The following is a 6,041-nucleotide window of genomic DNA, read 5'->3' as shown; positions in this document are numbered from 1 at the left end:
ACTGGCACTGCCGAATTTAGCATCAACCAACATGGTTTTTAGCTCGTCTTTAGCTTCTTGTAAGTCATTTAAGATCAGAACACCTTTTCCGGCAGCCAAGCCGTCTGCTTTTAGTACATATGGAGGTTTAAGCGTTTCAAGGAATGAATATCCTTCTTCTAAAATATCTGGTGTAAAACTTTTATAGGCAGCGGTCGGGATATTATGTCGAAATAAGAACTCCTTGGCATACTCCTTACTTCCTTCCAGGTTAGCCGCCATTTTTCTAGGTCCAATAACAGAAACATGCTTTAGCTCAGAATCTTTAAGAAAAAAATCATGAATTCCATTTACCAAAGGATCTTCCGGCCCTACTACAACCATGTCTATACCTTCCTTATTAACAAGTGTTTTAATTGCTTCAAAATCATTTACATCTATTGGAACATTAAATGCTATAGCGGCAGTTCCTGCATTTCCCGGTGCGACAAAGAGTTTATTTAATTTAGGGCTTTGTTTAAGTTTCCAGGCAAGAGTATGTTCCCTGCCGCCGGCGCCAATGATAAGTATATTCATGAATTGGAAGTTTGGACAAAAATACGTTTAGCAGTACAAATAAAATAGTTAACAGCTCAAATAATTGAAAAGGTATAACACGAATTATTTGATTCAAATTTTATCTAGTATTCCGTTTCGAAAAATCTCTGTGTTCTGTTTTCTTCAGATCGTCTTTTGACAGTGTTTTAAAATAGTCAAAAGTCTTTTTCATTCCTTCAGCCCTACCTACTTTAGGCTCCCATCCCAATAATTCCTTTGCCTTGGAGATATCTGGCTGACGTTGCATAGGATCATCTTTCGGAAGTGGTTTGTAGATGACTTTTTGGTTGGTTCCTGTTAATTTTATGATTTCTTCAGCGAAATCCCGAATGGTAATTTCATGTGGGTTCCCGATATTCACCGGCAGAGTGTAATCACTCATCAATAGCCTGAAAATACCTTCAATTTCATCATCAACGTAGCAAAATGATCGTGTTTGTGAACCATCGCCAAATACGGTCAAATCTTCACCACGCAGGGCCTGGCCCATAAAGGCGGGGATCACTCTACCGTCATTTAAGCGCATCCTGGGGCCATAGGTATTAAATATCCTAACAATCCGGGTGTCAACTCCATGAAAGCGATGATATGCCATGGTAATAGATTCCTGAAAACGTTTGGCTTCATCATATACTCCTCTGGGGCCTATTGTATTCACATTTCCATAGTATTCCTCCGTCTGAGGATGAACTAAAGGATCCCCATAAATTTCTGAAGTAGATGCAATAAGAATACAAGATCCTTTTTCCTTAGCTAGTCCCAATAGATTATGGGTCCCCAAAGCGCCAACTTTTAGAGTCTGAATTGGTATTTTTAAATAGTCAATTGGACTTGCAGGAGATGCGAAATGAAGAATATAGTCCAACTTTCCCGGAACATGTACAAATTTGGTTACGTCATGGTGGTAATACTCAAACTGCTCGAGTTTAAACAGATGTTCTATGTTTTTGATGTCGCCAGTTATAAGATTGTCCATGGCTATTACATGAAATCCTTCTTTTATAAACCGGTCACATAAATGTGAGCCCAAAAAACCTGCAGCGCCAGTTATTAATATTTTTTTCATTCCTTGTTTTTAACAGGTTTGTTGTCTTTACTTAGCGGCCTATTGATTCATAATGAAACCCTTCTTCTTTGATCTCATTTGTATCGTATAGGTTACGTCCATCGAAAATTACGTAATTTTTCAACAATTCTTTCATTAATTTGAAATTAGGATTTCGAAACACACCCCATTCGGTACAAATCACCAGGGCATCCGCATCTTCCAGAACTCCGTACATGCCGGGCGCAAACGTGATTTTATCGCCTAACTTTTGCTTCACGTTATCCATGGCTTCCGGGTCAAATGCAGTGACCTTAGCACCCAATTTTAAAAGCTCATCTATCATGTACAATGAAGGTGCTTCGCGTATATCATCCGTCTCGGGCTTAAAGGCAAGGCCCCATAGACCGATCTTCTTCCCTTTCAGTTCATCATTAAAATACTTCTTAATCTTGGGGATCAGGATGGTCTTCTGGGTCTGGTTTACGTTGATCACAGCGTTAAGGATCTTGAAATCATAATTATGATCCTTACCCGATTTATGAAGAGCTTTAACGTCCTTGGGAAAGCACGATCCTCCATAACCAATTCCAGGGAATAAGAAGCGTTTTCCTATACGAGAATCGGTACCCATACCGATACGGACCTTATCTACATCGGCCCCAACTTTTTCACAGAAGTTCGCGATCTCGTTCATAAAGGTTATCTTGGCGGCCAGGAATGAATTAGCAGCATACTTGGTAAGTTCAGCAGATTTCTCATCCATAATGATCACAGGGTTCCCTGATCGTACAAAAGGAGCGTAGAGCTTTTCCATAAGCTTGGTAGCTTTCGCTGAGCCTGTACCTACCACAATTCGCTCAGGCTTCATAAAATCATCTACCGCGAAACCTTCCCTTAAGAATTCAGGATTGGAGACTACATCAAAATCGCATTTGGCATTTTTGGCAATGGTGGTATGCACTTTTTCAGAAGTCCCGACAGGAACGGTGCTTTTGTCTACAATAACCTTATAGTTTTTGATTTTCTTGCCAATATCATCGGCTACTCCCAAAATATATTTAAGATCTGCTGAGCCATCCTCATCCTCTGGTGTTGGAAGGGCAAGGAAAATAATATCACCATGGTCTAGTCCTTCTTGCAATGAAGTGGTGAACTTGAGCCTGTCTGCCTTGATATTACGCTCAAATATGACATCTAAGTGAGGTTCATAGATCGGAACCTCCCCGGCCTGCATACTTCTTACCTTATTTTCATCGATATCTACACATAGGACCTCATTGCCTGTTTCCGCCAGGCAGGTGCCTGTTACCAGTCCCACGTATCCAGTACCAACAACAGATATTTTCATAGGTATATCATCTAATTCATTTCATTCGGATGCAAAAATAGGCGGTGCATCCCAACCCTACAACAAATTCTGTCTAAAACCTTTTTATTAGGTTAGGAATTAATCCCGCAGTCGCCAAACTCTATCCGAAGTAATTTCCAAAGTTGATTTTCGTGACTTAGTCCATTATTAGAACACCATCCCTAATAAGCCTTTTCTTCCCCCTTTAAAATATTTAATGCCGTTTGTAATACTATTTTTAAATCCATGAAGAATGACCAATTTTCTATATAAAATATATCATATCTGGTTCTATTCCTTATTTCATCTGAAGTTTCTATTTCTCCCCGATATCCTTTTGACTGTGCCAATCCTGTTATTCCCGGATTGACATAATGCCTAAGCATATATTTCTGGATAGTTGGTCCATATACCTCATTTTGCCGCCATAAATGCGGTCTTGGTCCTACTATGGACATTTGACCCAATAAGACATTAACAAATTGCGGTAATTCGTCAATACTTGTTTTTCTTAAAAAAGCTCCCAGTTTTGTGATTCTTGGATCATTTCTTGTTGCGGATTTTTCTGTGGATTCGTTTGCCACCATCGTCCTAAATTTATAACATCCGAAACCTTCTTCTTTAAATCCCGGTCTATTTTGTCTGAAAAAAACAGGTCCTTTTGAATCAAGTACAATTAATATTCCTATTAATGGCATTAACCAGGAAAGTATAAATACAAATATTAGAAGTGAAATAATAAAATCAAATAATCTTTTATAAAACCGATTAAAGGGATCATCTAAAGGTAATTCCCTTAATGATAAGATTGGTAAATACTCGTAATATTCCAGGTTTAGTTGTTTTGTAAATATTTCTTTATTATCCGGAATAAATTTTAGTCCAATTAAGTTGTTGTCCGCGTAATTCACTAGCTCCGATATTTCTTTGTCATTTAATTCTCTAACAGAGCAATAAATTTCATCGATTTTATTTTCACTAATAAATTTGATGCAATTGTTTATTTCAAAATCCGAAGCTTTAGGCTCAAATTGATTTAAAAGTTGATATCCGTATTCAGTATGATTATTGAAAATCTTAATTAATTGATCCGTCTTTCTATTATTCCCAATTACGACAACATAGCTTATGTTGCCTTTCACCTTTGTGCGATACTTTTTTAAAAGATAATAGTTAAGGAATTTTAGAAATAAGACGGAAATACAAACAGATAAAAAGAAAACCCCCAACATTAATCTACTAATGTTAGGTTGTTTAAAAAACCCAATAAATGCATATAAGATCAAAAAGAAAAACACAAATTGTCTAAACAATTGTTTTAAAATATAAGTGGCTTTGGCAAAACGATAAATTTCATAGAAGTTAATTTTTATCGCTATAATAATCCAGGCAAAAGAAATATAACTATGAAAAACAAGGGGAAACTTTAAAAGCAGAGGAAGATTATAGGCAAGAACATTAATGACCACCAAATCTAAAATAAGTGAAATAGGGTTTATAAAACCAGAATATTTTTCTTTTTGAAAGATCATAAACCAAAAATAAGTAAACAAATAGATTCAAAATATAAGAAATGATCATTATTTGGCAGCATATTAAATTATCTTTTTCGGCTTCATTAAAAGATGTATAATCTTCTATTGCTGAATTTAATAGTTATTCATTTCTAATTTTCTTCAGATTTATACTTATCCAGAATTAGATATTTTAACCCCACGGGGTAATCTAGCAAATATCTTTTAATTAATTTAGGTTCTTTATAAATTCTATATGCCCATCTTAGGTGAAGCTTGTCAATTAAATGTGGAAAGTAATTCTTTCCACCAATGGCGGTTTGAGTAATAAAAGCTCCGCAGGTAAAACAGGATCCTTGAAATCCCATCTTTTTCATTTTTATCATTAATAACTCTTGCAATGGAGTTCCCATTCCTATAATAACTATATCTGTTTTTTTTGAAATGACTTTTTGGATTAACTGCTCTTCATCAATATTAAATCCATTAAAATAAGCTACTACATCCAATTTAGGATAGTAATATTTGACGATTTCCACAAATTTTTCTATTTCACTTTCTGAGCCACCAATAAAAACAATTCTTTTGTGTTTGACTTCAAAGTGCGCAAACATATCTTTAAAGTAAGATGAGAAATCAGGAGCCTTCCTTTTAATTTTTTTCCCCATAAATATTCTAATGAATAGAATTAACATGATACCATCTAAAGTAAAATGGTCTATTCTTTCCAAAACCTCCCTGTTTTTTCTTAATATTTTGTAATTATATATATTGAGGTAACTAACTAATTGCGTTGATTTATCGTAATCAATATGATCAGTAATTTTAGAAAGAACATTATTAATCATATGTCTATTTTATTAGTTTAGAAAATTCATCATTATAACGAAGCAGTTCATTTGTATTTACTTCATCTATCCATATTTCTTGTGCCCAGATATTTCCATTTGAATTAAATTGTCCGATTCTAATTTTGACATAATTATCAAATTCGGGTAATTTAATTCTCGCAATATTTAACTTTTTAAATGGGGTTTCTAAAAACTGTTGAAATTCCTTGTTTTTAAAATAAAAGGAATAATTATCAAAATCATTATTTGCGCTAATAAAATGCAGCATAAATTTACTCTCAAGATCAGTGTCATTTTCTGATATTATAAGTAATTCTTTTTTCGATAGTAGTATGTAAAAATTAAATGAGTTTTTAAAAAAAACATCTTTTCTAAGCATTTCTAAAAAGTGCTCATTCAATAAGTTTATTCCAATTTCATCGGTAAATTGATTTTGATATACATTTTTACCGGCCATAATTTCCGAGAAAAGCATTTGATTAACCCAAAGATTTGATGTTGACTTATCATTATTTCTTGTAAATTGTCCTGTACGCAGGCCTATGAATCCTTTAGTGTCAAAATTTTTCTTGATGATATTGAAGTTTCTGAATATCCCTTTTATGCTGTCTCTAACTAAAATTTCTCTTTTATAAAAGTCCAAATTTAAAAAAGTATTGTCCTTTCTTATAAGATGAAAAAGAAATTTATTCTCGGAGAATTCT

General features: G+C 34.4%; 6 protein-coding genes. All 6 read right to left on the bottom strand.

Annotated features, from left to right (window positions below):
- Window positions 1-555, bottom strand: a 555-nt coding sequence (locus Q0X89_RS15650) for a phosphoribosylamine--glycine ligase (RefSeq protein ID WP_367177071.1), incomplete at its 3' end; no start/stop codon positions are given.
- Window positions 556-655: 100 nt separating this feature from the next.
- Window positions 656-1,642 (bottom strand): UDP-glucuronic acid decarboxylase family protein, encoded by a 987-nt coding sequence (locus Q0X89_RS15645; RefSeq protein WP_297695870.1) that lies wholly within the window; start codon window positions 1,640-1,642, stop codon window positions 656-658.
- A gap of 31 nt (window positions 1,643-1,673) precedes the next feature.
- Window positions 1,674-2,972 (bottom strand): UDP-glucose/GDP-mannose dehydrogenase family protein, encoded by a 1,299-nt coding sequence (locus Q0X89_RS15640; RefSeq protein ID WP_297695869.1) that lies wholly within the window; start codon window positions 2,970-2,972, stop codon window positions 1,674-1,676.
- A 182-nt stretch (window positions 2,973-3,154) separates the two neighbouring features.
- On the bottom strand, window positions 3,155-4,504 hold the full coding sequence (locus Q0X89_RS15635) for an exopolysaccharide biosynthesis polyprenyl glycosylphosphotransferase (protein ID WP_297695866.1): 1,350 nt from the start codon (window positions 4,502-4,504) through the stop codon (window positions 3,155-3,157).
- 134 nt (window positions 4,505-4,638) lie between these two features.
- Window positions 4,639-5,334 carry a WecB/TagA/CpsF family glycosyltransferase gene (locus Q0X89_RS15630; RefSeq protein WP_297695863.1) on the bottom strand — a complete coding sequence of 232 codons (696 nt, stop codon included), beginning with the start codon at window positions 5,332-5,334 and terminating at the stop codon, window positions 4,639-4,641.
- 4 nt (window positions 5,335-5,338) lie between these two features.
- Window positions 5,339-6,041, bottom strand: a 703-nt coding sequence (locus tag Q0X89_RS15625) for a hypothetical protein (RefSeq protein ID WP_297695861.1), incomplete at its 5' end; no start/stop codon positions are given.

It is taken from the genome of uncultured Eudoraea sp. (assembly GCF_947258525.1).
Lineage (GTDB): Bacteria > Bacteroidota > Bacteroidia > Flavobacteriales > Flavobacteriaceae > Eudoraea.
This window is presented reverse-complemented; position numbering and strand designations above follow the sequence as displayed.